This window comes from Pseudomonas sp. PA-1-3F (assembly GCF_021609665.1).
GTDB classification, from domain to species: Bacteria; Pseudomonadota; Gammaproteobacteria; order Pseudomonadales; family Pseudomonadaceae; genus Aquipseudomonas; species Aquipseudomonas paracarnis.
In genome coordinates, this window is record NZ_WJZD01000009.1 from 73,132 (window position 1) to 97,612 (window position 24,481).

A 24,481-nucleotide genomic window follows, 5' to 3' on the forward strand; every position below is an offset into this window, starting at 1 on the left:
AACGCGGTGTCCTTGCGGCCCTCGCGAGCAAGCTCGCTCCTACATACGAAGCATTACTTCGCTTTCACACCTTCAAACGTGATGTACAACTGCACGTTGTCAGACTGTGGACCTACGTCCATGCCGTCTTTGTTGAATTCCTTGCGGCTGATGTTGGTGGTGCCTTCGAAGCCGGCACGGTAGCCGCCCCATGGATCCTTGCCTTCGCCCAGGAACGTGGCTTTGACCAGGATCGGCTTGGTCACGCCGTGGAAGGTCAGGTCCCCGGTCACATCAGCAGTCAGCTTGCCATCAGCATTTTTGCCAGTTGGCTTGACGCTGGTGGAAACGAACTTGGCATCAGGGAATTTGCCCGACTCCAGGAAGTCCTTGCTGTTGACGTGCTTGTCGCGCTCGGCGTGGTTGGAGAACACGCTGGCAGTACGCACGTTGACTTCAATCTTGGCGTCTTCGGGCTTGGCGGCGTCAAAGCTGAACTTGCCATCCAGGTCCTTGAAGGTACCGGTGATGTAGCTGTAACCCAGGTGGCTGATTTTGAAATCGACGAAGGCGTGCTGGCCTTCCTTGTCGATCACGTAGTCAGCGGCCATCGCCGAACCTGCGGACAGGAGGGCAGAACCGATTGCCAGCGCAGCGAGTGTTTTTTTCAACATGCTTTCTATTCCTTGTGAGTCGAGGTTGAACATCAGGCTTTGCGTCCCAGCATTCGCGCAAGGGTCGCATCACGATCGATAAAATGGTGTTTCAGTGCCGCCACACCGTGCAAGCCGGCGAAAACCACCAGCACCCAGGCCAGGTACAGATGCACCCAACCGGCGGTATCTGCCTGGTCCGGTAGACCGGAAACCACGGCAGGAATTTCAAACAGGCCAAACACCGGGATACCGACACCGTCTGCGGTGGAAATCAGGTAACCGGCAATCATCACGGCAAACAGCCCGACATAAAGGAACGCGTGCCCAAATGCGGCACCGATCCGCGTCATGCGGCTATAGCTGGCCAGCGGCGGAGGCGGCGGGCTGACCAGGCGCCAGACGATCCGTACCAGCATGATGGCGAACAGCGTGATGCCAATGCTCTTGTGCAAGTCGGGCGCATCTTTGCGCCAGGCGCTGTAGTAATCGAGTCCGACCATCCACAAGCCCAAGGCAAATAAACCGAACACCACAAGGGCTACACCCCAGTGCAGAACCATGCTGACCCAACCATAGCGGGCCGGCGAATTACGTAGCTGCATGTACTTAATCCCGTAAGAACTGTGCCCAAGACTAGCGCTTTACCTATCGAATTAAAGCGGAAAATTTTGCTTTGAAATATCGAAAAATACGATAACGAGGCTAGGCATCATAAATTAACAAGGGATTAAGACTATCCCTGGGAAACGTGACAGACCGTCCTGCATTTACCGCGAATTTCCCCACAATGGCTTGTGACCCAAGCCACCATTGCATAGGCTTGCGCGATTGTTTCGCCTGCGCCCGCCGCAGGACCGCTTCGAGGAGATCACCGATGGGCTTGAATAACCAGTGGATGCAACGCGACCTCGCGGTGCTGTGGCATCCCTGCACCCAGATGAAAGACCACCAGCAATTGCCCCTGGTGCCCATCAAGCGCGGTGAAGGCGTATGGCTGGAAGACTTCGAAGGCAAGCGCTACCTCGATGCCGTCAGTTCCTGGTGGGTCAACGTATTCGGCCACGCCAACCCACGGATCAACCAGCGTATCAAGGATCAGGTCGATCAGCTGGAGCACGTGATCCTCGCCGGTTTCAGCCATCAACCGGTGATCGAGCTGTCCGAACGCCTGGTCGCGATGACGCCCGAAGGGCTGACCCGCTGCTTCTACGCCGATAACGGTTCGTCCTGCATCGAAGTGGCGCTGAAGATGAGCTTCCACTACTGGCTCAACCGCGGCCAGCCGAACAAAAAGCGCTTCGTCACCCTCACCAACAGCTACCACGGCGAAACCATCGCCGCGATGTCGGTGGGCGACGTGCCGCTGTTTACCGAGACCTACAAGGCGTTGCTGCTCGACACTATCAAGGTGCCGAGCCCGGACTGCTACCTGCGCCCCGAAGGCATGAGCTGGGAAGAACACTCGCGCAACATGTTCCTGGCGATGGAGCAGACCCTGGCCGAGCATCACGACACCGTCGCTGCCGTGATCGTCGAGCCGCTGATCCAGGGTGCCGGTGGCATGCGCATGTACCACCCCGTGTACCTCAAGCTGCTGCGCGAAGCCTGCGACCGCTATGGCGTGCACTTGATCCACGACGAGATCGCCGTGGGCTTTGGCCGCACCGGCAGCATGTTCGCCTGTGAACAGGCCGGCATCCGCCCGGACTTCCTGTGCCTGTCCAAGGCGCTCACCGGCGGTTACCTGCCACTGGCCGCCGTGGTCACCACCGAAGAGGTCTACAGCGCCTTCTACGACGACTACCCGACCCTGCGTGCCTTCCTGCACTCCCACAGCTACACAGGCAACCCGCTGGCCTGTGCGGCGGCGTTGGCGACGCTGGATATCTTTGAAGAAGACAACGTCATCGAAAACAACAAGGCCCTGGCCCAGCGTATGGCGACCGCCACCGCGCACTTGGTCGACCATCCTCACGTGTCCGAAGTGCGCCAGACCGGCATGGTGCTGGCCATCGAGATGGTGCAGGACAAAGCCACCAAGGCCGCCTACCCGTGGCAGGAGCGCCGTGGCCTGAAGGTCTTCGAGCACGCGCTGGAGCGCGGGGCGCTGTTGCGGCCACTGGGCAGCGTGGTGTATTTCCTGCCGCCGTATGTGATTACCCCGGAGCAGATCGACTTTCTGGCCGAGGTGGCCAGCGAGGGGATAGATATCGCCACCAACAGCAAGGTCAGTGTGGCGGTGCCCAAAGATTTTCACCCGGGCTTCCGTGATCCGGGTTGATTGCCGAAATCCTTGTAGGAGCGAGCTTGCTCGCGAAGGCATTCCAGGCGCACCGCTGCGTCGGATGTACATTTTTCGCGAGCAAGAACTAGGCGTTCCCCTCGCTCCTACATAAACAACCTCTTCAGAGAACAGACATGAGACTGTCCCGCTTTTTCACCGACACCCCGCTGAGTCTCGGTGACCACGAACTGCCCGAAGCCCAGGCGCATTACATCAGCCGTGTGCTGCGCATGAGTGAAGGCGATGCCGTGCAATTGTTCGACGGCTCCGGCCAGGAGTTTCGTGGCACCTTGCTGGAAGTCGGTAAAAAACGCGTCACCGTGCAACTCACGGATAGCTTTGCCGGCCAGGCCGAATCGCCCCTGCATATTCACCTCGGCCAGGGCCTGTCCCGGGGCGAGCGCATGGATTGGGCGATCCAGAAGGCCACTGAACTGGGCGTCAATGCCATCACACCGATCTTCAGCGAGCGCTGCGAAGTGCGCCTCAAAGACGAACGCGCCGACAAGCGCTTGCTGCACTGGCGCCAGGTGGCAATCAGCGCGTGCGAGCAATGTGGGCGCTCAACGGTGCCGGTGATTCACCCCCCGCTCTTGCTGGCAGACTGGCTCAAGCAAACCGAGGCGGATTTGAAGCTGGTGCTGCACCCGGTGGCAGAACCGATGATCAGCCACGCCAAGCCATCGAGCCTGGCGTTCTTGATCGGCCCCGAGGGTGGGCTCACCGATAATGAAGTCGAGACCGCCCAGGGCGCCGGCTACCACGCCGCTCGCCTCGGCCCGCGGGTGTTGCGTACCGAGACCGCGCCCGTCGTCGCACTCTCCGTCGCCCAACAACTCTGGGGCGACTTCTAACCTCACCCTGTAAACCCAATCAACTGTGGGAGCTGGCTTGCCTGCTCCCACAGTTTTATCGGGTTACCCAATGCTTACTCCACTGGGTCACTCACCGGCTTGGCGATGATCGCTTTCAACTCGCGGGTCATCGGGAACTCCAGGTTCAAGCCCTTGGGCGGAATCGGCTGCTCGAACCAGCGCTGGTAAATCCCGTTGATCTCTCCCGAGCGGTACAGATCGCCCAGGGTTTCGTTGACCACAGCCAGAAACTGCGGGTCATCCTTGCGCACCATGCAGCTGTAGATCTCCCGCGACTGCTCCTCGCCGACGACCATCCAGTGATGCGGGTCCTTGGCCTTGGCGCGCTCGCCGTAGAGCAACGCGTCGTCCATATAGAACGCTACCGCGCGGCCAGTCTCGAGCATCTTGAACGCTTCACCATGGTCCTTGGCGCTGATCACGAACATATTGGCTTTGTGTTCAGCGTTATAACTTTTGAGAAAGCGTTCATTGGTGGTGCCGGCAGTGGTCACCACATTCTTGCCCGCAAGGTCGGCAAAGCCTTTGATTCCGCTGTCCTTGGCCGTGAGCAACTGGCCCTTTACGTAGATAAACCCGTAGGAGAATGCCACCTGCTTCTGCCGCTCAGCCGTCACGCCGGTGGAGCCGCACTCCAGGTCGACAGTGCCGTTCTGCACCAGCGGGATGCGGGTTTGGGACGTCACCAGGTTGTACTTCACCTTGAGGTCGCCCACTGCAGTTTTCTGCTGAATACGCTCGACAATCTTGCTTGCCAGGTCCACCGAGTAGCCCATCGGTTTACCACTGCTATCCCCCACGTAGGAAAACGGCACCGACGCATCGCGGTAGCCCAGGGTGATGGACTTGGCGCTGGCGATCTTGCTCAAAGTGCCCGCCAGAGGCGCTTCGGTTGCATGCGCCTGCGCGCCCCACAAAAGGCCCAGGGTGCAGCCGGTCAACAGGATCTTTTTCATTGTTATTCTCCGTTGGTCTTTGAGGTTATTTACGTACTGCAATCACGCTGATTTCCACCAGCACACTCGGCCGCGCCAGCTCTGCTTGCAAGGTAGTGCGCGTGGGCGCCATGCCTGGCGAGAGCCATGCGGACCAGACTTCATTCATCGGCGTAAAACCGGCAGCGATGTCCTTCAGGTAAATCGTCGCGTTGAGCAAGTGGTCCTTATCGCTGCCCGCCTCGGCCAACAGCGTATCAATCCTGGCCAGCACTTCCCGGGTCTGGGTGGCCACATCCAGGCCGTCGCCCGGCACCTGGCCCGACAGGAACACCAGTTCCTTGAACGTCACGGCACCGCTGAGTCGTTCGTTGCTGTTGATTCGGGTAATGGTCATGGCTGCATCCTCAAGCGGCGCGGGGCGTCAGGCCCTGCATATCAATGGAAGGGGTGCGCTGGTCGATCAATTCGGCCAGCAATTGGCCGCTGCCGCAGGCCAGGGTAAAGCCAAGCGCGCCGTGGCCCAGGTTCAGCCACAGGTTGCGATAGCGACTGGCGCCAATCAGCGGCACGCCCGTTGGCGTGGCCGGGCGCATGCCAGCCCATTCGAGCGCGTGTACGTAGTCAGCTGCATGGGGAAATGTCTCTACTGCCTGGCGCTTTATCAACGCCAGGCGCGAAGGCTCAAGGCCGGCATCGAATCCCACAATATCCACCATGGCCGCGACCCGTAGTTGCTCGCCGAGGCGCGCGTAGACGATCTTGCGGTCGTAGTCGGTGATGCTCACATTCGGCGCCTTGTGTTGCGGGCCAATCGGCGCGCTCAAGCTGTAGCCCTTGAGCGGGTATAAGGGCAGTGACAGCCCCGGCAGTGCCAACTCAGCGCTGCGATAACCGGCCGCCAGGACCAGTTGCTCGACTGGCATCACCTCATCACCCAGTTCGATGGCCTGCACCGCACCGCCAGCATGGCGCAGCCCGGTGACCTTGCGCCCGAGCAAGAACCTGCAGCGCCCCGACGCCTCAAGCCGGGCCGCCAATTGCCGGCAAAAAGCGTGACAATCCCCCACTTCCTCGTTCGGCGTGTAGATGCCGCCGACAAAGCCACCGGCCGCCAGTGCGGGCTCCAGGCGAGCGCACTCAACAGACGACAACACCTGTTGCTGCAGGAAATTTGTGACCTTGGCGCGGGCATGTTCGAAGGTGCTGGTACTGCGAAACATCACCAGCTTGCCGTTGCGCCGCCAGTCGAAGCCGCCCAGGCGATCATCCTCGCGCCACTGCTGTAACGTGCTCTGACTCAGGGTAGCCAGGCGCAGAAGATGGGCACCGTTACGCGTGTTGACCGAACCTCGGCAAGCGCCGATAAAGGCCGCCATCCAGCGCCATTGCTGTGGGTCGAGGCGGGGTCGCAACTTCAAGGGCGAGTCGCCCCGCAGCAACCACCCGATTGCCTGCAAGGGCACGCCCGCGTCGGCCAGTGGCGCAACATAGCGATAGGACAGTTGCCCACCGTTGGCAAAACTGGTTTCGCTGCCCAAGGTGCCACAGGCATCGATCAGCGTGACCTCATGGCCAGCCCGCACCAACGCATAAGCGCTGGCCAAGCCGATAACCCCACCGCCGATGATGCAAACCTGCCTGGCCATCCCAGCCCCCAACCGTTGATTAAGAGCGCTCAGCGTAGAGCCAGGTGACAGGTCACCGACAATGAATAAAGATGGCTCACCTATAAACAAAGGTTATGGGACTCGCCATGCGCTTGCGTCATATCGAAATCTTCCAGGCCATCCGTCAGACCGGCTCCATCAGTGCCGCCGCGCAGTTGCTGCACGTCTCGCAACCGGCGGTGACCAAAGTGCTGCAGCACGCCGAGCTGCAGTTGGGCTTTGCGTTATTCCTGCGGGTACGGGGTAAATTGCAACCCACCCCGGAAGCCCTGGCGCTGGAACGCGAAGTCGAGAAAGTCAGCGCAAGCCTGCAAGGCGTGCGGCGCCTGGCGAAAAGTTTGCGCCGCGAACCGGGACAAAGCATTCGCATCGGCGCAATCCCGGCGCTGGCGCTGGCGCTGCTACCGCCGGCGGTCCTGGAATGGAAGCGCGATTACCCGGACATTGCCTGTGAACTGTCCAGTGACCATAGCCACGAGCTGGTGCAAAAGCTGTTGATGCGCGAGATCGACCTGGCGCTGACGCTCAACTTTTCCGGGCATCCGGGGCTTACCACTCAAGTATTGGCCAACGGGGTGTTGGTGGCATTGGCGTCCAAAGGCTATTGGCCCGATGCCGAACGGCATCAGCCCCTGCCGTTGGCCGAACTGGCCGGCGCGCCCTTGATCGGCCTCTCCAGCGCTGACCCGCTGGCCGCCAAGCTGGAGAGTTATCTGGAAAGCGTCGACCCGCCACCACGCGTGACGATCTCGGTACAGACCTATTCACTGGCCCGCGCGATGGTCGAATCCGGCGCGGGCCTGACCGTGATCGATCCGTTCACAGCATTGGGTGCTTCAACGGCCACCACCCATATCCGAACGCTCACCCCGCCGCTGCCGATCACCCTCTACGCGCTGACCCGTGCCAACGAACCTCCACCGCATATGCTGGCCAAGTTGCTAGAGATTTTTGGTCGCCGCGCCCAGGTGCTACTGGAACGCCTTTAAGTGTGGGAGCCGGGCTTGCCCCCTCCCACAATCAGAGCACGTAATGCATGATCGCCACGAAATGCAGCAGGCTTCCGCCAATCACAAACAAATGCCAGATGCCGTGGGAATGGCGCAAGCGATCCTCCAGGGCAAAAAAGATAATACCTACGGTGTACAGCACCCCACCGGACGCCAACCAGATAAACCCTGCCGTACCCAACGCCGCCATCAGCGGCTTGACCGCTACCAGTACGATCCAGCCCATTACCGCGTAGATCACGATGGACAGAATCCGCGCCTCCGAACGCGGCTTGATCTCCTGCAGGATGCCGATCACCGCCAGCCCCCACACAATCCCGAACAACGTCCAGCCCCACGGCCCGCGCAGGGTCACCAGGCAGAATGGCGTATAACTGCCGGCTATCAACAGGTAAATGGAAAAGTGATCGACCTTCTGCATGATCGCTTTTCGCCGGCCTCGCACGCTGTGGTACACCGTCGACGCGCTGTAAAGCACCATCAGGGTAAAGCCATAAATCGCCACGCTGACGATCTTCCAGGGGCTGCCGTCCAGGCTCGCCACTACCAACATCCACACGGCGCCAATACAGGCCGCGACTGCACCGAGCAAATGGCTCCAGGCGTTGAATCGTTCCCCGTGGTACATCTGTCACTGACCTCCCGTAACCCTCAAGAACAAGCGGACAAGCGTCCAGCCTTGCGCATCAGAGTGCAAGCGGCACGTGACGTTCCGGCGACGACAGCCGCGTTTACGGGCACAATCGAGTGCAATCGAACAAGAGCCCAAGGCCATGCTGATCGACGAAGAATTCACCCTCAAGAAGCTGGAGATCTTCCTGGCGTTCATGCGCACCGGCAACCTGGCCCGCGCCGCCGCCGAGTTGCAAACCAGCAATGTCAGCGTGCACCGCGCCATTCACTCCCTGGAAAGTGCCCTGCGCTGCCCGCTGTTCAAACACGAAGGGCGCAACCTCACCCCGCTGGAAAGCGCCTACGTGCTCGAAGAGCGTGCGCAGAAACTGGTGGCTGATGTGGTCGACAGCGTGCGCCTGACCCGCGAAGCCGCTGGGTTCTCGGCCGAACGTTTCAAGCTCGGCTCGCTGTATTCGCTGACGGTCAAGACCGTGCCGCAATTGATCATGGGCCTGAAAATCCGGCGCAGCGAACTGAATATCGACCTGATCCTGGGCTCCAACTTCGACCTGCTCTATAAGCTCAAGAACATGGAAGTGGACGCGATCCTCATCTCCCTCGACGAACACGCCCACGACCCCGACTGCGAGCAGATCGCGCTGTTCAGCGATGACATCTTCCTCGCCACCCCGGCCGATTCGCCCCTGGACCGCGATCAGGAAATCGACCTGGCCGACGTGCGCGATGCCACCTTCATCACCCTCACCCAGGGCTTCGCCACGCATCAGGACGGCAACCGGGTGTTCCATCAGGCCGGGTTCGAGCCGAAGGTGGCGATGCAGGTGAACGATATCTTCACCTTGCTGAGCATGGTCAGTTCAGGGGTGGGTTATGCGCTGCTGCCAGGACGTATCGCAGCGGTGTATGAGAACCGCGTGAAGCTGATACCGTTGCAGCCCAGGTATCGTTTGCAACAGCAGATCGGTGTGGTGTTCCTGAAAGCCAAGGAGCGCGATCCGAACTTGCTGGCGTTGTTGGCGGAGTGTCGGATGTATGCCAATCGCCAAAGCTGAGGACGATCGCTCCCACGCTCTGCGTGGGAGCGCAGCTTAGGACGCTCCGCGTCCGCTTTTTGACCGTGACGCAGAGCGTCACAAGAGGCGTTCCCACGCGGAGCGTGGGAACGATCATCCCCTATCAGCCCACCAACCCACGCATCAGCAAAAACAACAACGACGGCCCCAACAAACACCCCAGCGCCGTATAGAACGCCGCGGTCAAACACCCATAAGGCACCAGCTTCGGATCAGTCGCCGCCAGGCCGCCCGCCACGCCGCTGGAGGTGCCCATCAAGCCACCGAAGATCACCGCGCTGCGTGGGTTGTTCAGCCCGATCAGCGGCGCCACGAACGGCGTCATCACCATCACCAGAATGGCCTTGATCAACCCCGCGGCAATCGACAGCGCCATCACCTCGGAGCTGGCCCCAATCGCCGCGCCGGTCACCGGGCCGACGATATAGGTCACGGCCCCGGCGCCAATGGTGGTGAGGCTCACCGCATCGGTGTACCCGAACGCCATCGCCACCCCTACCCCGGCAACGAACGACGAGCCCACGCCGACAAACAGCGCCAGTACACCCACGTAGCCGGCGCGTTTGAGCTCATCGACACTCACGCCAAACGCCGTGGCGACAATGGCAAAGTCCCGCAACATCGCACCACCGAGCAGGCCGATGCCTGACAACAGTGGAATATCCACCACGCCCTTGGAACCACCGGTAAACGCACCGCCCACATACGACAGCGCCAACCCCAGCAGAATGGCAATGGCCGAACCATGCAGGCGGCCCTTGGTGAAGGTATCGGAGATCCAATAAGACACCCACATGGTCAGGCCGATCACGGCGAAACCACTGATCAAGCCGTAGCCGGTGATCACTTTCATCATCGATTCGTACATGGCGATCACCCGGCTTCTTTGGTGGGAACAGGAGCAACCGGCTCGCGGTTACCGATACGCACCAGCACGGGTACCAAAGCAAAGCCGAGCACTACGGCGAGGGTCCCGGCCAGAATCGCCATAGGCCCACCGCTGATGGCGCCATACACGTTTTGCTGGGCAGCCATCGCCACCACAATCGGGATATACACCGCCGCCCAGAAACTCACGCCTTGCTCAGACTTGCCGGTAAACAGGCCGCGTTTGCTCAGGTAGCTGCCCAGGCCAATTAACAGCAGCATGGCAATACCCACCCCGCCGACGTTGGCCGGAATACCCAACAGCTTGCCCAGCAGTTCACCCACAAACAGCCCTGCCAGCGTGCAGAACGCCAAAAAAGCCACACCGTAGATAATCATGGTTGTTGTCCTCAAAGTGCTCGTTCGAAATTGTTGTTTTTGTGCTTCGAAAGCCTTGGGTACTGCGTTATCGGTGGCGGCGTTCCTCCTCTTGCAGCAGGGCCTGCAAGGTGTCCAGGCGGGCGCCTTCGCAGGCGATCACCGTGCCCTGTTCAAACACACGGCGTGACAGACCGGTGAGCACCGCGCCCGGAGGCAGTTCGATTTGCAGGCGCACACCACGCTCGTAAGCGCTTTGCACCGTGCCGCGCCAATCGACGACGCGGCACATATTGAAGGCCAGGTCGTCACGCAGTTGTTCGGGGTTGTGGATAGGTCGCGCGCGGGTGCTGCTCAGGTAAGTAATGCGCGGCGCCTTGAGTGGGACGAAGGCTTGGAACAGTGCCTGGGCGGGTTGCTCCAGCAACGGGCAGTGAGACGGCACGCTGACGGCCAGGCGCTTGGCGAAACCGTTGCCTTTGATGCGTTCGGCAACTCGCTTCATCGCCTCGTTGCTGCCGGCGATGACGGTCTGGTTGTCGGCATTGATATTGGCCAGATACACCGGCGTATGCGGGCTGTGGATATCCGCCAGCAAGGCCTCGACGCTGGAAAGATCAGGGCCGATCAGCGCCGTCATGCCATAGCCCTGTGGATAAGCCTGCTGCATCAGTTCACCACGCAGGCTGACCAGTTTTATCGCATCAGCGAAGTCCAGGGCCCCGGCCATCACCGCGGCTGGGTAGGCGCCGATGGACAGGCCCGCTACATAATCCGGCGTGCACTCTAATCGCCGGGCATGGGCCACGCCGGCGATCACCAGGCACAGTTGCACAGCCCGCGTCGATTCCAGAGCCTGCGCCGAGTCGAGCCGACGAACGTCTTCACCCAGGGCATCACTGGCCTCTTGCACAATGGCGGCCGGCAACGCCTGGAGCATGCCGCTGCGTTGGGCGCCCTGCCCCGGAAACACCAGAAGGCTACTCATGCCACGGCCTGCCAAGGGTCGAGCACAAGGTGCGCACCGCTGACGGTCTTGAGCAGTACACGGCGTGAGGGGCCGGCCCATTCGCGCAACGCGACGGCACCGAAAGGGGTTTGCAGTTGCAGGTCGACGGCGCAGGGCGCGGTGTCCAGGATCGCCAACAGCGCTCGCGCCTCGCTACGATCCAGGGGCTTGGGCGTGCACAGGATCAAATCCAGGTCACTGTTGGCATGCAGCGCTTCAATGCCACTGGCCAATTCAAACCCGGCACTGCCGCTGACGCCCCAATCTTGCGGCGCCAGCACCGGCCGCAGTTGATCGAGGGCCCGCAGCGCCGGTAAATCCCGTGGTGAGACCGCCGCTCGCAAAGCTTGCGGCGCCACCCGCCGTTGCACCGCCGCCACGGGCATCTGGGCGGCAAAACGCTGCTCACGCAAACGCCCACGCACACCGACCGCCACATGGCCCGGCTCGGCGATGGCACGCCGCACCACTACCGGATGCCCGGCACGGATCGCGTCCCGCACCCAGGCCGGGGCATCGGCAGGCAGATGCGCCAGGGTCATGCCCCAGAGTAAGTCGTGGGCGTTCACCATTGCTCCCGCAACAGCTGGCGCACTCGGCTGGAGGCGGCTCGGTTGGTGGCGCCAAGGCGTGAGCTCAAGTCGGTACTGCCGATATCCTTGACTGCCTGCACCAGGCAATCGCTGACTCGCGCCACGTCATCCGTCGTGGGTTGTTCAATCCGGGTGACTGACAACGTCTCCCACAGCAATCCCAGGCTGGCATAGCTGTCGATGTCATAGGCCATCGGCGGCACGCTGGCGGCCAGGGTTTCCAATTCTTCGACGCTACGCAAGGTCACCCGTGCCGCCGAGGCCTTGCCCATGGCATGCACCATCACGCCAGGGTCGCGCAGGGCGATCAGGCGATTGGCCTGGTAGCCGTGGGCGAGGAACGCCCCCGACATGGCCTTGCCCACCAACAGGGCGATCACCGGGTGGCCGGCGAGCCGAGCGCGAGCGTAGCTGTCAGCGGCGGCGGCCAAGGCCTGATGAATGCCAAGGGCTTCTTCGCGACGACCATAGGCTTGGCTGGGTACGTCGACGATAGCGATGATGGGGCGCTTGTCACCCCGGGCGATGGCTTCGTCCACCGCCTTGGCCAAGCCCCAGCCTTCCAGTAGGCCGACTTCGCCATTGCGGGCGCGGGGGAAGCGGTTGTGCGGGTCGGGGACCACGGCGATATAGCGCACCGCCTGTTCACCCAACACACCATCCGCCACTTTCAATGAGCCCGGCAAACCTTCGACCGGCGTTGCGTTGGCGCTCAATGCGTTGAACCACTGCAAGCCTCTCATGAGCGTTCTCCCTGATACAGCGCACGAACCGTCGCCGGCTCGATTTGCGCGCTCGCGTCCAGTTCGGCCAGGCGCGCCAGGTAAAAATCAGCGCGCCGGCTGCGCGGTTGTGCGGGCACGCCCTGCTGCAACAGTGCGCTGACAGTCTGCTGGATCTGCGCCACATCGTCGGCCACATAACGGTCGGCCAAGCCACTGTTGAAGCGCTGCTCGCCACCGGTAAGGCTCCAGATAAACGGGCGGTCGCGGGAGTCGTATTCCTCCAGGCCAGCCTCCTGCTCGATCACTTGGGGGCCATTCAAGCCCAGGCGTGCTTCGCGAGTGACCACCAGGTAACTGCACAAGCCAGCCGCGATGGACATGCCCCCAAAGCAACCGACACTGCCGGCCACCACGCCGATCACCGGCTGGTACTGGCGCAGGTCGACAATCGCCGCGTGAATGTCGGCAATGGCAGCCAGGCCCAGGTTGGCTTCCTGCAAGCGCACGCCGCCCGTTTCCAGCAGTAGCACCGCGCAGGTGGGGACGCCGTTGCGGTTGTCTTCGGCGGCCAGCTCCAAGGCGCCCGCGATTTTCGCACCGCCAACTTCACCCAGGCTGCCGCCCTGGAAATTACCTTCGATCGCGGCAATCACCACAGGCTTGGCGCCGATGCTGCCCTTGGCGATCACCACACCATCATCGGCCTGGGGCACCACGCCTTGGCGGCTGAGCCACGGTGACATGACCCGCTGGAACGGGTCGATCAACTCGCGGAAGGTGCCGGCATCCAACAGCGCCTTGGCGCGCTGTCGGGCGCCAAGTTCGACAAAGCTGTGTTTAGCGAGTAAGTCAGTCATGGCCGATCTCCTCGAAACCTTGCTCCAGGCGCAAGCGCACTACCCCAGGCGTGGCTCCGAAGTCGTGGATATCAATGTTCAGGGCCGGTGGCGTCTGCTCCTGGAAGATGCGTTCGAACAGGTGCTGCCAGCGTTGCTGCGCGCCATTGACCGAGGTTTGCACCTGGATGGTCAAGGTGCCGGGAGTGCCCGGCTCCAGCAGCACTTCCAGGTCGCCCGAGCCGACGCAACCCACCAGCGCACGGCCTTTGGGGGGCTGCCCGGCGGGGAATTCAAAGGATAAGGTTTCCATCACAACGCTCCGTCGAGGCGGTCGATAAACAGGCAGGCGGCCAACAGGTCGGCGGCGCCGCCGGGGGAGGCATTCAAGGCCAGCAGTTGCAGGTCCAGTTCATGCAGTTGGCGGCGTCCGACCAGGGTTGCGCTGCCACCGGCGTCGAGCACGGCCTGGGCGCCCTGTTGCATGGTGGCCAGGCCTTCGGTACCGGCGCGGTAGAGCACGCAGGTGTCTGCCAGGTCCGTCATGATCGCCAGCAAAGCATCCAGCCGGGCGTTCTGCTCACCGGCGTTTTCGCGGCGGCTCTTGTGCAGTTGCGGCAGGCCGCGTTGAGTCACCGAAGGGAAGCCGAGCTGGGCTTCTTCACGGGCACCGCGTGCACCGTAGCGCTGTGCAACCTGGGCGCCATGGCTCATGGGCTGCGGGGCGAAGCGGTCGTTGAGCAGAGCCAACTTGGCGGCGGTCAGGGTTATGGTGCGGGGCTCCAGGGCCGCCGCAGCGGTGAGCAACCCCAGCGCCCAGATCGCACCGCGATGGGTGTTCACGCCCTGGGTGGTGGCGAGCATGGCCTGCTCGCCTTCCCGGCCAATACGCCCGAGCGCTTCGCGCAGGGTCAGGCCGACTTCGCCGATGTCGAGCGCGGCCTCGGCCATTTCCTTGAACATCGGCCACAGCGACAGCGCCGAGGCGTGCATCAGCCCCAGGTGCAAATCGCTGTGGGCGCCGTTACCGCGCCGGTCTACCAGGGCAGGTTTAGGCGACAAATCCGCTTCGTCGATCAGCGCATCCACGGCCATATCCGCCAGGCGATCGGCCAGGCTCAGTTCATGCTGTTTGAGCGCGCGCATTTACCAGCTCCTGAATTTGGCGGGCGGGTTGTAGAGGCCACCAGACCAGTCCACCAGGTCGGCCACGCTCTTGGCGGCCAACAACTCGCGGGTGGCGTCGGTGCGGCGAATACCCAAGTCTTCGGGCAAGGCAATCAAGCCTTCGCGGCGCATGCGCGCAGTGTCCTTGGGGTTGTGGCGCATACCGATGGCGGTCACCCCGGCGACGGCGGCGATCATTGCCTGACGTTCTTCCAGGGAGCGTGCCTTGTACAGGTAGGCGATGCCTTCTTCGGTGAGCAAATGGGTAACGTCGTCGCCGTAGATCATGATGGGCGCCAGGGGCATGCCGCTTTTGCGGGCCACTTCCACCGCGTCCAGGGTGTCGACGAAAGTGGGTTTGCCGCCTTCCTGGAAGGTCTCGACCATTTGCACCACGAGTTTTTTGCCGCGTTCAAGCAAGGCCTCAGGCGCATCGTCGTGGCGCATATCCAGCCAGGCCGGTGTGCCATGACGGCGGCCGCGTGGGTCGTGGCCCATGTTCGGCGCGCCACCGAAACCGGCGAGGCGGCCACGGGTCACGGTGCTGGAATGCCCGTCGCCATCCACTTGCAGGGTGGCGCCGATAAACAGGTCTACGGCGTATTGGCCGGCGAGTTGGCAGAACATACGGTTGGAGCGCATCGAGCCATCGCGGCCGGTGAAGAACACATCCGGGCGTGCGGCAATATAGTTTTCCATGCCCAGTTCGGTGCCGAAGCAATGCACGCTTTCTACCCAACCGCTTTCAATCGCCGGGATCAATGTGGGGTGCGGGTTGAGGGTCCAGTTGCGGCAGATCTTGCCTTTGAGGCCCAGGGATTCGCCGTAGGTGGGCAGGATCAATTCGATGGCAGCAGTGTTGAAGCCGATGCCATGGTTGAGCGACTGCACATTGTGTTTTTCGTAGATGCCACGGATCGCCATCATCGCCATCAGCACATGCACCGGCTTGATATGGCGCGGGTCGCGGGTGAACAGCGGCTCGATGTAGAACGGCTTGTCGGCCACCACCACGAAATCGACCCAGCTTGCGGGGATGTCGACGCGGGGCAAGTCGGTGACGTCATCCACCAACTGGTTGACTTGCACGATGACGATGCCATCGCTGAAGGCGGCGGGTTCGATCAGCGCCGGGGTGTCTTCGGTGCTGGCGCCGGTGTAAACGTTACCGGCACGGTCGGCCATGAAACCAGCGGAGAGCACCACGTTGGGGATCAGATCCACCACCAGCCGCGCATAGAGCTCGATGTAGGTATGAATCGCGCCGATCTCCAGCATGCCGTCTTCCAGCAACTGGCTGATGCGCAGGGATTGGGTGCCAGCGAAAGAGAAATCCAGCTTGCGGGCAATGCCCTTTTCAAACAGGTCCAGGTGCTCGGAACGGCCCACGCTGGGCATGATCATGTGCAAATCGTGGAGCTTGGCGGGGTCGGCCTTGGCCAGGGAGCGCGAGAGGAAGTCGGCCTGCTTCTGGTTGTTGCCCTCCAGCACTACGCGGTCGCCGGGGAGGATCAAGGCTTCAAGGGCCTCGACGATCTTGTCACTGGGCAACACCGCCCCGTCTGCGTATTTTTTGACCAGCCCGAGCCGCCGCTGCTTCTCGTCGCGCCGCCGCGTCCAGCGCGAGTCGGGGGTGATGGTTGTTGTCATGGTCGCTCCACGGGGGGTTGCTGTCGTGGGGCTTACCTTAGGAGTGAAGCGTTAAGGCATCAATCAAGCTGGAGGACGAACCGTTACGCCAGGAGTAACGAAGATCAAACTGTGGGAGCTGGCTTGCCTGCGATGGCGTTAGGTCAGCTACTGAGATGTTGACTGACAGGCCGCTATCGCAGGCAAGCCAGCTCCCACATGGGTCGGTGGTGTTGGTTAGATAGCGGTCCCTGATTCGGGCCGTTTCAAGAATCTGGGGACGGGCTGACTTGCTCCAATGCGCTATCGATCAGCAACTGCCCCAACTCGGCCATTTGCTGGATCCCCAGCATGATGGCGGGCTGGGAAGTGTCCAGGTCGAAGGCCAGGTTGCAGGTGAGCGCATTGAGTGAGGACAGTGCTTCGCTGGCATTGACCAGCAGGGTTTCGTTGTCTTGGTGGGGGTTTACGGTGAAAAGGGGTGGATTGGGCGTAGGTTTGACCATGATTTACAACTCCGATATGTGATGGAGGCTGCACTCTCTCCGCTTGCACGCGAATGAAGGTGGCAGCTGTACGCAAGTGTGCAAGACCGGGCATATCGGACCCCGGCAGACTCCGAAGAATCTCCCACGCACAGCCGCCATAACGAGTACAGCAGGCATAAAAAGCGCCCGCTTGCAGGAAAAGTCTGAGCACTAGCCCATCACAACACCATCATCACATTGACCTTCCCCAGGCCCTCCAGCGCATAGCTGTGGTACTCATACACTTCTCCCTGAATAACCAGCTGCAGGGCACCACCCTCATTATTGACTTGAACATCGGGCTCTTTTGTTTTGAGAAAAGGAGGGGCCGACACTAATGCGCTGAGTATTTCCTGATCACTTCCCAAATCCTTATGCACGTAGTACCTGTAGGAAAACCCCACCGTCGCGCCACCTTGGCCATCTCGCGCACCATAGATCGACATACCGTTGCCCAGGGAATGCTTCAACACCACTTCATCCAGGTCCGGTGTTCCGGGCGACAGGACCCAACTGCCGCCGATATAGATCAGGCAGATCACAAGCAGGCAATTACGCAGAACAGGTATGAGGCGCTTAGTGACCTTGCGAAATGGCATATTCGATACCTCTTCTTATCCAATATTGGTCCCGTGGGTCATCACCAAAAGGCTCACCGCCCCACCATGATCCAAAATCCGGACGAGTCGTTCTGGCGACGGTTTGAGCCACACCGGCGGCTCGCAGCAACACATTTTCGGGAATGCCCAGCACCGTGACCGTGGCACCGTAATTGAAGTTACCAAAAGCTTCGTACTGACGCCCCTGCTTCTTGTAGTTCCAAGGGCCGGCCGCACGGACCTGGGAGTAAAACCAGGAATAGGCGAATGCCGAGCCGGGCTTGAGATGAATGCGCTTGCAGTTGGAGATCGCCATGTTTTCAAGAATTGAAACACCGGGCGGCATTAACGGTACGGCCATTTGCGAGTCCTTGCTGGCAGTGAGGAGTGCAGAACCTAGCGACTCCACTCCGGCCTGAAAACCCGCCTATTCCAAATTCAGAACCCGCCTACAGCAACTCCATCCTATTCACACATATCACCCAGTAATTGAGCGGTTTGTGCGGATTGATTGACCTGTAGATGAGCGCAGCTCAGTGTGGGAGCTGGCTTGCCTGCGATGGCGTTGGGTCAGTGTTTGATGCAGTGACTGAAACACCGCTATCGCAGGCAAGCCAGCTCCCACAGTAGATCTTCATAGGGCTCAGGATCAGGCCAGGCCGGACTCTACCAGCAGCGCTTCAAGGCCCATCAAGTCCGGCACCTTCGCCACCTGCTCCCCCACTTGCACTGCCGCCAGTTCCAGCGGGCACAGGGGGACGTCCACGTAGCTCAATTCGCTGTCGAGCTTGTACGAGCGGGGAATACCCTGGATCACCAGGGCAATGAACTTCAAGGTCGGTCGCCCGCCCAGTGCATTCAACACCACGATGCGTGAGCGATCTCCCGTCATGCTGGCTTCACCGCAGGCAGCCTCAAAACTGATCAGCGGAATTTGCCGATCGCGCCAGGTCACTTGCCGCAGATACCACGGCGGCGCATCGCTGGCCGGTTCGCCGCGCTGGAAGTCGATCAGCTCGGCGACGGCGACGTTGGGCAGCACCAGGTGGCGGTCGGCCAGGGGCAGCAGCAGGCCGGTGAGTTGGCTGGTGCGGTGCTCAAGCATGGGACTTGCTCCAATAGGCGATGCTTTCCAGCAGCACCGACTCTTGGTACGGCTTGCCGAGGTAGTCGTTGACGCCAATGGCCATGGCGCGGTCGCGGTGTTTCTGGCCGGTGCGTGAGGTGATCATGATGATCGGCAAGCGCATCAGGCGCGGGTCGTTGCGTATCTGAATGGCCACTTCGAAGCCGTCCATGCGCGGCATTTCGATGTCGAGCAGCATCAGGTCCGGGGTGTGTTCTTCCAGGATGGCGAGGGCGTCGATACCGTCCTTGGCGGTGAGCACGTTCATGCCGTTGCGCTCCAGCAGGCGGCTGGTGACTTTGCGTACGGTGACCGAGTCGTCCACCACCAGCACCAGCAGCGGGCGTTTTTTCAGTGGGTCGTTGAGGATCAGCGGCGCATCCACTGCCTGGGCCGGCAAGGCCGGTTGCCGAGCGCGGATGTGCGCCAGCAGGTCGATGATCAGCACCACATGGCCGTCGCCCAGGATGGTCGCGCCGGTCACGCCCTGCACCCCGGAGAACTGCGGCCCCAGGCCCTTGACCACGATCTCGCGAGTACCGGCCATGGCATCCACGTGCACCGCCACGCGGCGTTCATTGCAGTGCACCAGCAGCACCGGCACCGGCTGGTACTGGCCCAGCAGTTTAGGGCGGCTGGCGGTGTGCAGCAGGTCACCGAGGTAGAACAACTCGTAGCGCTGGCCGGCGTATTCATAGTGCGGCGGGTCTTGCTGGTAGTGCCCCGCCAATTCGTGGGGCAGCACGCGCACCAAGCCTTCGATGGTGTTGAGCGGGATCGCGTATTGGTCGTCCGCGCAGTGCACCATCAGCGCACGATTGACCGACACGGTAAACGGCAGGCGAATGCGAAAATGCACGCCCATGCCCGGCGTCGAGTCGATCACCATCGAGCCGCCGAGCTGGCGCACTTCCTCATGCACCACGTCCATGCCCACGCCGCGCCCGGAAATCTGGGTGATTTTTTCGGCGGTGGAAAAGCCCGGTTGCAGGATGAACTGCAACACGTCACGGTCGCTGATCTCTTGATGGGGGGCGAGCAGGCCGCGCTTGATCGCCTTGCGTCGCACCGCTTCGAGGGGTACACCCGCGCCGTCGTCACGCATGTCGAAGACGATGTCGCCGCCTTCGTGGGTCAGGTCCAGGGTGATGCGGCCCTTCTCCGGTTTACCCGCAGCCAGCCGCACTTCGCGGGACTCCAGGCCGTGGTCGACCGCGTTGCGCAGCATATGCTCCAAGGGGGCCGCCATGCGTTCCAGCACATTGCGGTCCATCTCGCCTTCGGCATTGCCGACGATAAACTCCACGTCCTTGCCCAACTCGCCCGCCACTTGCCGCACGATGCGCTTGAGGCGTGGCAACATGCGCTCGAAAGGCACCATGCGCGTGCGCATCAGGCCTTCCTGCAATTCGGTGTTGATGCGTGCCTGTTGCTGCAGCAGGTTGTAGGCATCCTGGTTGCGACGCTCAAGGGTCTCTTTGAGATCGAGCAGGTCGGAGGCAGATTCGGACAGCGCACGGGCCAGCTGTTGCAGCTGCGAGTGGCGGTCCATTTCCAGCGGGTCGAACTCTTCGTAGCCCAGGCGTTCGGCCTCGGCTTGCTGGCGGCTCAAGAGGCGGCCCTGGGTTTCGCTGTCGAGCCGGCGCAATTGGTCGCGCATGCGCTCGATGGTGGTTTCCATCTCACTCAAGGCAATGCGCGCATCCTTGACTTGCTGCTCGATACGCCCACGGAAGATCGAGGTTTCGCCGGCCAGGTTGACCAGGTCATCGAGCAAGTCGGCAGAGATTTTCACCATGTCGGCGGCCGGGTCGGCGACCGCTTCGGCCTTGCCCGCCGGCAGCGCCACCGGTGTGACCGGCTCATCACTGGGGTGCACCAGGCTCTTGATGCGCTCGATGAGTTTATCCACCGAACCCACCGGCAATCCCTCGGCCACGGCGTCGATCATTTGCGCCAGGCGATCATGGCAACCTTGCAGCAGTGCGAACAACTCAGGGGTCGGCGCGAGCAAACCGGCGGAAAGCCCTTCGTAGAGAAATTCCAGCTCATGGGCCAGATCGCCGATCGGCCCGATCTCGACCATGCGTGCACCACCCTTGAGGGTGTGCAGGTCACGCAGCAGGGTTTCCACTTCCTGGCGATTGCCCGGCTCGTCCTGCCAGCGCAAAAGCGCGCTGCCTGAGCTGTCGAGGATATCAGCTGCTTCTTCGAGGAATATATCCAGCAATTCCGGGTCGGCACCCGAGGCTGGCGCCACCGCAGCCGGCGCTGCCGGGCTGCTGGCCTGGCGCAATTCCCGCAGCCTTTCGACCAGTTCGGCGCCGTCACTCAGGGGTTGCTGTTGTTGCAGCTCTTCCAATTGTTGAGCCAAGCGTTCGTGGCTGGCCATCAGTGCCTGGGATAGCTCGACAGAGTAGCTATAGCGGCGGTCCACCAGCCCCTCATAAACGCATTCCAGCTCGTGGGCCAAGTCGCCCACCGGGTCGATTTCGGCCATGCGCGCACCGCCCTTGAGGGTGTGCAGATCCCGCTGCAACGAGGACAAGGGCGCAGCGCTGTCGGGCTCCAGTAACCATCGCTTGAGCGACTGGCCGGCGCTGTCGAGGATGTCTACGGCCTCCTCAAGGAAGATCTCAACAATCTCGTCGTCCATCGCGGTGGCGTGATCCAGCTGCGCGGTGGCCGCGCCCAATTCGGAGATACTCAGGGCGCGGCTGCCGTCGCTTTTGATCAGGCCTGTGGCGGACGGGTCCAAGGCTTCGTCCAGCAACGCGCGTAACGCCTGCAGCCGTGCAGGCGCGGGGCTGATTTCCTGGCCGGCGGCCAACTGGTCGAGCATGTTGATCAGCGCGTCGTGGGCCTGTTCAGCCTCTTGGAAGAACCGGGCGCTGACCGCCAGGCTGCTTTCCTCTACCGCGCCATACAGGTCGAGCAAGGCTTCGCACAACGCGTCGATAGGATGCAGGTCGGCAAGGTGCGCACCCTCGCCCAGGGTGGTCAGTTCGTCCAGCAACGCCGTGAGTTCCTGACGGTCGCCGGGGTGTTGCTGCCAGCGACGCAGCAGGCTTTCGGCGTCGAGCAGGATGTCCATGCCCTGGGCCAGGAAGTTGGTGATCAAGTGCGGGTCACGCTTGACGCGCAGGCCGGCCGTGGGGGCGTCGAGCAAGGCGGCCAGTTGATGCTCCAGCAGGTGTTGGGTGCGGCTGATCACGCTGGCCGCGCCGTGGATCGGCGCCAGGGGATTGTTGTCCAGGTCACGCACCCCGCGCTGGAACAGTCCTTGTGCCTCAAGCAACAACGCCACTTCGTCCTTGTCCAGCGGCACGCGGTGGGCCTTGTACTCACGGGTGAGGTGATCCAGCGGGCGCGCCAGTTCGGCAATGGGCAACACGCCGGCCATGTAGGCGCTGCCCTTGAGGGTGTGCAAGGCGCGTTGCAGTTCATCACTGACCTGCAGCGGCACCTGCTCGGCGGCCTGTTGCAGGAAGTGGTCGAGGCTGCCCAGATGGCCCTGGGCTTCATTGCGAAAGATCTCCAGGAGCATTGGGTCATGGGGCTCGGTGGTCGACGTTGCAGCGCCACTGGCCAGGGCATGGGCACGGGCGGCCAAGGCGTCGACTTCATCGCGCTGGCGTTGATCGTCGCTGGCGAAATCGGCGATCAGCTCCGGCAGCAGGGCCACGGCCTCATCCAACACCTGCCGCACCTCAGGGCCAAGGACTACACTGCGTTCCAGCACGCGATTGAGCAGGTTCTCCACGGCCCAGGCCAGCTCGGCCAGCACCAGGGCGCGCACCATGCGGCCGCTGCCCTTGAGGGTATGGAAAGCCCGGCGCATTTCGCCCTGGGCGGCTTTGTCCGCGCTGTCGGGCAGGTAGCGATGCAACACGTCGAGGACTTCATCGGTTTCTTCAAGGAAGACTTCGCGCAGTTCATCGTCAATCGGTTCTTCACCGGCCGGCGGCGGCAACAGGCTACCGGGACGCTGCAAGGCTGGAGGGTTGAGACGTGATGCAGGGCTGGCCAAGGCATCGAACTGGGATTGGTTTGGCGCAGCCTCGGTGGACAGCGCCCCCTCGGGCGCAGCCAGGGCCTGCCGCCAGGGTTTTTCCACCGGCAGGTAGCCCAATGCATTCAAGCCTTGGGTGGCCAACTCCAGCACTTTTTCCCCTGCCGCGTCAGGGTCTTGAAGCATGCGCTCGAGGTAGTACTCCAGGCTGCTGACCACCTCGGCGAAATACGCCAGTTGTGTCGCCGAAGGGGCGGCCTCGTTGATCATCAATTGCTCGTCGACGTAATCGGTGCAACCGCGCATCAGGCTCGCCGCACGCGGCAAGGGAATCATCGCCAGGGCACCACGCACCTGGCTCAGTAGCTCGGGCAAGGACTCCAGGCGCTGACGATCCCAATCAGCCTCAATGCAGTCGATCACCAGCTCCTTGGCTTGGCGCAGGCACTGGCACGATTCACGAATCACCAACTGATGGATCTGGGTCAGGTCGGTGGTGGGCAAGCGGCTGTCTTCACGGCTTTGCGGTTCGACGGTGCCGATCATCCCGGCCAACGTCGCTTCGACATACAGCAACGCGCCGGCCACATCCATCAACACCGCGTCATTGGGTTCGCGCTGCCCCTGGACCAGGCTCAACACCACGGCGAGTTGGTCGATGATCACTTTGCGCGGCTGGCCGAAACCCAGCACCGCGAGGGTATCGGCTATCTGCCGCAACGGCGCCAGCAACGGATCGAGGTCCTGGGTGTGCTGGCGATCACTGCGCACGAACAGATCCAGGCGTTCCTTGACCCGCACCAGTTCCTCACACAACGCCCCGAGTACCGAGCCCATGGCATTGCGATCCGGCCCGGCCAGCCGTGCACGTTCAGCATCGACCACGGCGCTGTCGGGCAAGGCTTCGTCCAAGCCGTAGCGCTCCTTCAGGCTCTGCATGCGCGGCGTCGGCCGGGTGACTTTGGCGACGTAGAACAACAGGCTCTTGAGCAACTCGTCCGGTGCCGGCTGGTTGATGCCATTGATGCCTTGAACCAGCAAGCGCTTGAGTTGCTTGTCGCTGGCCTTGAGCAGGCTGCGCAGCGCCGGGCTGTTGGCGACCACGCCGGTGAGCATGCCTTCGACCAGCGCCGAGGTGACCTGCCACAACGGCAGCAGCGGCGCACCCTGGCATAGCGCTTCAAGGCGTGCGAACACCCGCGCCATGTCTTCCAGGTTGCTGGGGCCGTGGTCTTCGCGCAGCAACCCGGCGAGGGCTTGTTGCAGCAGGTGGCGCCATTGGCGCAACTGCTCATGCAGATCCGGCGTGGCCCGTTGGGCCAGGGCTTGCTCAGGCAACGGCTCGATCGATAGCAGTTGCGGGCTGAACAGGCTGGTTTCCGATAGCAGGCTTTCACCACGGGCGCTGCGCAGGTCGTTGAGCAGCGGTAGCACCACCAGCGGCAAGTCGCGGCGGGCACTGTGCACGCGGTCGAGGTACAGCGGCAGTTGGCCGAGGGCTTGTTGCAGCAGGCGGATACCTTCATCGCGTTGGCCAACGTGCCCGGCCTGTAGCGCAAGGGCCAGTTCCTCGATCTCTTCGGCCAGCAGCGCCGCGCCGTAGAACTCGACTATTTGCAGCGCGCCATGTACCTGGTGAATACCGGCCAGGCATTCGTTTAGAGCGTCGTCGTCATGGGTTTCAACGTACGCGTCCAGGGCCGACCGGGCCTGCTTCAGGGTTTCGGCAATATCGCCCTTGACCCATTCGAGGGCCACATAGTCGTGCCGATCAACCATAACTGCTCCGCTTAGAATTCATGAGTTGCTGGTATCTCACAAACAATGGAGATCCAATGTGGGAGCTGGCTTGCCTGCGATAGCGGTGGGTCAGCACTATTTCTGTATCTGACAGA

General features: G+C 61.9%; 24 protein-coding genes. 4 read left to right on the plus strand and 20 right to left on the minus strand.

What is annotated here, in order from left to right:
* Positions 1 to 53: 53 nt before the first annotated feature.
* Positions 54 to 653: a YceI family protein gene (locus tag GIV26_RS08295; protein WP_014720298.1), complete on the minus strand. Its 600-nt coding sequence runs from the start codon at positions 651 to 653 to the stop codon at positions 54 to 56.
* A gap of 32 nt (positions 654 to 685) precedes the next feature.
* Positions 686 to 1,237: a cytochrome b gene (locus GIV26_RS08300; RefSeq protein WP_014720299.1), complete on the minus strand. Its 552-nt coding sequence runs from the start codon at positions 1,235 to 1,237 to the stop codon at positions 686 to 688.
* A 272-nt stretch (positions 1,238 to 1,509) separates the two neighbouring features.
* Here GIV26_RS08300 and GIV26_RS08305 point away from each other — a divergent pair, with 272 nt between their 5' ends.
* Both GIV26_RS08305 and GIV26_RS08310 read left to right on the plus strand, forming a co-directional pair.
* Entirely contained in the window at positions 1,510 to 2,916 is a 1,407-nt protein-coding gene (locus GIV26_RS08305) for an adenosylmethionine--8-amino-7-oxononanoate transaminase (protein WP_034128920.1), read from the plus strand.
* A gap of 137 nt (positions 2,917 to 3,053) precedes the next feature.
* Positions 3,054 to 3,773: a 16S rRNA (uracil(1498)-N(3))-methyltransferase gene (locus GIV26_RS08310; RefSeq protein ID WP_054897560.1), complete on the plus strand. Its 720-nt coding sequence runs from the start codon at positions 3,054 to 3,056 to the stop codon at positions 3,771 to 3,773.
* Between the two features lie 74 nt (positions 3,774 to 3,847).
* Here the strand turns inward: GIV26_RS08310 and GIV26_RS08315 are convergent, their stop codons facing one another.
* The 3 genes from GIV26_RS08315 to GIV26_RS08325 are packed head-to-tail and all read right to left on the minus strand — an operon-like array spanning position 3,848 to position 6,378.
* On the minus strand, positions 3,848 to 4,750 hold the full coding sequence (locus GIV26_RS08315; RefSeq protein ID WP_236280046.1) for a transporter substrate-binding domain-containing protein: 903 nt from the start codon (positions 4,748 to 4,750) through the stop codon (positions 3,848 to 3,850).
* 25 nt (positions 4,751 to 4,775) lie between these two features.
* On the minus strand, positions 4,776 to 5,126 hold the full coding sequence (locus GIV26_RS08320; protein ID WP_034128923.1) for a RidA family protein: 351 nt from the start codon (positions 5,124 to 5,126) through the stop codon (positions 4,776 to 4,778).
* 10 nt (positions 5,127 to 5,136) lie between these two features.
* The gene (locus GIV26_RS08325) at positions 5,137 to 6,378 is read right to left on the minus strand and encodes a D-amino acid dehydrogenase (protein WP_236280048.1); all 1,242 of its coding nucleotides are present in this window, start codon (positions 6,376 to 6,378) and stop codon (positions 5,137 to 5,139) included.
* A 107-nt stretch (positions 6,379 to 6,485) separates the two neighbouring features.
* On the opposite strand from GIV26_RS08325, the gene GIV26_RS08330 reads away from it, so the two are divergent.
* Positions 6,486 to 7,388: a LysR family transcriptional regulator gene (locus GIV26_RS08330; protein WP_034128925.1), complete on the plus strand. Its 903-nt coding sequence runs from the start codon at positions 6,486 to 6,488 to the stop codon at positions 7,386 to 7,388.
* 31 nt (positions 7,389 to 7,419) lie between these two features.
* On the opposite strand, the gene trhA is transcribed toward GIV26_RS08330, so the two are convergent.
* Entirely contained in the window at positions 7,420 to 8,037 is a 618-nt protein-coding gene (trhA, locus tag GIV26_RS08335) for a PAQR family membrane homeostasis protein TrhA (RefSeq protein ID WP_003195019.1), read from the minus strand.
* Positions 8,038 to 8,182: 145 nt separating this feature from the next.
* Here trhA and GIV26_RS08340 point away from each other — a divergent pair, with 145 nt between their 5' ends.
* Entirely contained in the window at positions 8,183 to 9,097 is a 915-nt protein-coding gene (locus tag GIV26_RS08340; protein ID WP_014720307.1) for a LysR family transcriptional regulator, read from the plus strand.
* 124 nt (positions 9,098 to 9,221) lie between these two features.
* On the opposite strand, the gene madM is transcribed toward GIV26_RS08340, so the two are convergent.
* The 14 genes from madM to GIV26_RS08410 form a co-directional block, all read right to left on the minus strand.
* Positions 9,222 to 9,986: a malonate transporter subunit MadM gene (gene madM, locus GIV26_RS08345; protein WP_003195023.1), complete on the minus strand. Its 765-nt coding sequence runs from the start codon at positions 9,984 to 9,986 to the stop codon at positions 9,222 to 9,224.
* Between the two features lie 5 nt (positions 9,987 to 9,991).
* A complete protein-coding gene (madL, locus tag GIV26_RS08350) occupies positions 9,992 to 10,384 on the minus strand; it encodes a malonate transporter subunit MadL (protein ID WP_032894763.1) in 393 nt (130 codons plus the stop codon).
* A 67-nt stretch (positions 10,385 to 10,451) separates the two neighbouring features.
* Positions 10,452 to 11,351, minus strand: coding sequence for a malonate decarboxylase subunit epsilon (mdcH, locus tag GIV26_RS08355; RefSeq protein ID WP_060763960.1), 900 nt, complete (start codon positions 11,349 to 11,351; stop codon positions 10,452 to 10,454).
* Entirely contained in the window at positions 11,348 to 11,944 is a 597-nt protein-coding gene (locus GIV26_RS08360; RefSeq protein ID WP_089041469.1) for a malonate decarboxylase holo-ACP synthase, read from the minus strand. Before GIV26_RS08360 ends, mdcH begins: the two co-directional genes overlap by 4 nt.
* Entirely contained in the window at positions 11,938 to 12,708 is a 771-nt protein-coding gene (gene mdcE, locus GIV26_RS08365; protein ID WP_054916897.1) for a biotin-independent malonate decarboxylase subunit gamma, read from the minus strand. Before mdcE ends, GIV26_RS08360 begins: the two co-directional genes overlap by 7 nt.
* A complete protein-coding gene (locus tag GIV26_RS08370; protein WP_236280050.1) occupies positions 12,705 to 13,547 on the minus strand; it encodes a biotin-independent malonate decarboxylase subunit beta in 843 nt (280 codons plus the stop codon). The genes mdcE and GIV26_RS08370 overlap by 4 nt, the downstream gene beginning before the upstream one ends.
* Entirely contained in the window at positions 13,540 to 13,839 is a 300-nt protein-coding gene (locus tag GIV26_RS08375; RefSeq protein WP_014720312.1) for a malonate decarboxylase subunit delta, read from the minus strand. Before GIV26_RS08375 ends, GIV26_RS08370 begins: the two co-directional genes overlap by 8 nt.
* Positions 13,839 to 14,672, minus strand: a complete 834-nt coding sequence (locus tag GIV26_RS08380; protein WP_236280052.1) for a triphosphoribosyl-dephospho-CoA synthase — start codon at positions 14,670 to 14,672, stop codon at positions 13,839 to 13,841. The genes GIV26_RS08375 and GIV26_RS08380 overlap by 1 nt, the downstream gene beginning before the upstream one ends.
* The gene (gene mdcA / locus GIV26_RS08385) at positions 14,673 to 16,343 is read right to left on the minus strand and encodes a malonate decarboxylase subunit alpha (RefSeq protein WP_236280054.1); all 1,671 of its coding nucleotides are present in this window, start codon (positions 16,341 to 16,343) and stop codon (positions 14,673 to 14,675) included. It lies immediately after the preceding gene.
* Between the two features lie 245 nt (positions 16,344 to 16,588).
* Complete coding sequence (locus tag GIV26_RS08390) at positions 16,589 to 16,828, minus strand: DUF6124 family protein (protein ID WP_236280056.1); 240 nt, start codon at positions 16,826 to 16,828, stop codon at positions 16,589 to 16,591.
* A 200-nt stretch (positions 16,829 to 17,028) separates the two neighbouring features.
* A complete protein-coding gene (locus GIV26_RS08395) occupies positions 17,029 to 17,448 on the minus strand; it encodes a hypothetical protein (protein WP_236280058.1) in 420 nt (139 codons plus the stop codon).
* On the minus strand, positions 17,426 to 17,809 hold the full coding sequence (locus GIV26_RS08400; RefSeq protein WP_236280060.1) for a polymorphic toxin type 44 domain-containing protein: 384 nt from the start codon (positions 17,807 to 17,809) through the stop codon (positions 17,426 to 17,428). Before GIV26_RS08400 ends, GIV26_RS08395 begins: the two co-directional genes overlap by 23 nt.
* A gap of 288 nt (positions 17,810 to 18,097) precedes the next feature.
* Complete coding sequence (locus GIV26_RS08405) at positions 18,098 to 18,553, minus strand: chemotaxis protein CheW (protein ID WP_236280062.1); 456 nt, start codon at positions 18,551 to 18,553, stop codon at positions 18,098 to 18,100.
* On the minus strand, positions 18,546 to 24,365 hold the full coding sequence (locus tag GIV26_RS08410; RefSeq protein ID WP_236280063.1) for an Hpt domain-containing protein: 5,820 nt from the start codon (positions 24,363 to 24,365) through the stop codon (positions 18,546 to 18,548). The genes GIV26_RS08405 and GIV26_RS08410 overlap by 8 nt, the downstream gene beginning before the upstream one ends.
* Positions 24,366 to 24,481: the final 116 nt, after the last annotated feature.

Coding starts and splice junctions, on each gene's coding strand:
- mdcH (WP_060763960.1), bottom strand. CDS start 11,351: ATGAGTAGCCTTCTGGTGTTTCCGGGGCAGGGCGCCCAACGCAGCGGC.
- madL (WP_032894763.1), bottom strand. CDS start 10,384: ATGATTATCTACGGTGTGGCTTTTTTGGCGTTCTGCACGCTGGCAGGG.
- GIV26_RS08340 (WP_014720307.1), top strand. CDS start 8,183: ATGCTGATCGACGAAGAATTCACCCTCAAGAAGCTGGAGATCTTCCTG.
- trhA (WP_003195019.1), bottom strand. CDS start 8,037: ATGTACCACGGGGAACGATTCAACGCCTGGAGCCATTTGCTCGGTGCA.
- GIV26_RS08310 (WP_054897560.1), top strand. CDS start 3,054: ATGAGACTGTCCCGCTTTTTCACCGACACCCCGCTGAGTCTCGGTGAC.
- GIV26_RS08390 (WP_236280056.1), bottom strand. CDS start 16,828: ATGGTCAAACCTACGCCCAATCCACCCCTTTTCACCGTAAACCCCCAC.
- mdcE (WP_054916897.1), bottom strand. CDS start 12,708: ATGAGAGGCTTGCAGTGGTTCAACGCATTGAGCGCCAACGCAACGCCG.
- GIV26_RS08405 (WP_236280062.1), bottom strand. CDS start 18,553: ATGCTTGAGCACCGCACCAGCCAACTCACCGGCCTGCTGCTGCCCCTG.
- madM (WP_003195023.1), bottom strand. CDS start 9,986: ATGTACGAATCGATGATGAAAGTGATCACCGGCTACGGCTTGATCAGT.
- GIV26_RS08295 (WP_014720298.1), bottom strand. CDS start 653: ATGTTGAAAAAAACACTCGCTGCGCTGGCAATCGGTTCTGCCCTCCTG.
- GIV26_RS08380 (WP_236280052.1), bottom strand. CDS start 14,672: ATGCGCGCGCTCAAACAGCATGAACTGAGCCTGGCCGATCGCCTGGCG.
- GIV26_RS08320 (WP_034128923.1), bottom strand. CDS start 5,126: ATGACCATTACCCGAATCAACAGCAACGAACGACTCAGCGGTGCCGTG.
- GIV26_RS08410 (WP_236280063.1), bottom strand. CDS start 24,365: ATGGTTGATCGGCACGACTATGTGGCCCTCGAATGGGTCAAGGGCGAT.
- GIV26_RS08325 (WP_236280048.1), bottom strand. CDS start 6,378: ATGGCCAGGCAGGTTTGCATCATCGGCGGTGGGGTTATCGGCTTGGCC.
- GIV26_RS08375 (WP_014720312.1), bottom strand. CDS start 13,839: ATGGAAACCTTATCCTTTGAATTCCCCGCCGGGCAGCCCCCCAAAGGC.
- mdcA (WP_236280054.1), bottom strand. CDS start 16,343: ATGACAACAACCATCACCCCCGACTCGCGCTGGACGCGGCGGCGCGAC.
- GIV26_RS08315 (WP_236280046.1), bottom strand. CDS start 4,750: ATGAAAAAGATCCTGTTGACCGGCTGCACCCTGGGCCTTTTGTGGGGC.
- GIV26_RS08300 (WP_014720299.1), bottom strand. CDS start 1,237: ATGCAGCTACGTAATTCGCCGGCCCGCTATGGTTGGGTCAGCATGGTT.
- GIV26_RS08330 (WP_034128925.1), top strand. CDS start 6,486: ATGCGCTTGCGTCATATCGAAATCTTCCAGGCCATCCGTCAGACCGGC.
- GIV26_RS08400 (WP_236280060.1), bottom strand. CDS start 17,809: ATGGCCGTACCGTTAATGCCGCCCGGTGTTTCAATTCTTGAAAACATG.
- GIV26_RS08395 (WP_236280058.1), bottom strand. CDS start 17,448: ATGCCATTTCGCAAGGTCACTAAGCGCCTCATACCTGTTCTGCGTAAT.
- GIV26_RS08370 (WP_236280050.1), bottom strand. CDS start 13,547: ATGACTGACTTACTCGCTAAACACAGCTTTGTCGAACTTGGCGCCCGA.
- GIV26_RS08360 (WP_089041469.1), bottom strand. CDS start 11,944: ATGGTGAACGCCCACGACTTACTCTGGGGCATGACCCTGGCGCATCTG.
- GIV26_RS08305 (WP_034128920.1), top strand. CDS start 1,510: ATGGGCTTGAATAACCAGTGGATGCAACGCGACCTCGCGGTGCTGTGG.